This window comes from Psychrobacter sp. I-STPA6b, assembly GCF_020662265.1.
Classification (GTDB): domain Bacteria; phylum Pseudomonadota; class Gammaproteobacteria; order Pseudomonadales; family Moraxellaceae; genus Psychrobacter.
On sequence record NZ_VEWM01000104.1, the window covers coordinates 1 to 649 of the forward strand.

1 protein-coding gene is annotated in these 649 nt (G+C 35.7%); it reads left to right on the forward strand.

Annotation, left to right across the window (positions count from 1 at the left end; all coding sequences use genetic code 11):
* Positions 1 to 649, forward strand: a 649-nt coding sequence (locus tag FHK88_RS12240) for a hypothetical protein (RefSeq protein WP_227431008.1), incomplete at both ends; no start/stop codon positions are given.

The following is a 649-nucleotide window of genomic DNA, read 5'->3' on the forward strand; positions in this document are numbered from 1 at the left end:
AAGAAGCTCACGATTATTACTACAAAGACATTTTAGGTCTAGAAAGACCTCAATTAAACAGTCTTTATAGAAGACAAATGAAAATAGCCACATTTGATACATGGAACAGTTCCGTACATATGAATCAAATTGCAAATTGGGGAATTTTACCTGCTATATATCTTCGAGTTGATGGGGCTCCGTCAGAAATAATGTACGGTACAACTATTCACGAACTAACACATTCTGCTCATCACGAAATGAGTCCTTCTGCTTACAATAGTCTTGTTTGGAAAGCATATTTAGACCCTGAGGTATGGGCGTCGTCTACAGAAACTGAAAAATACAAAAGCGCAAAGAGAACATTGGAGTCCTGGGCAAGAGCAGTTGAAATAACTTTGACAAAATTGAGGTATCAGAGGTTGGGATATCCTAATCAACAATATCGTGCAAATAGAGTTGAAGGGCCAAATTTTCAAAGAATTCAATTAACAAATGCTGACACAGATGATAATTTTTATACTCCCGCCTTTTATGATTTAACTGACAATATCAATCAAAGAGTTTTTTATGGTAACAATAACCTTCCTCTAGATCGAGTTTCAGGTTTTACTATAAAACAAGTGCAAGACATTATAATAGGTAGCCAATCTTGGGGAGAAGTAAAAGG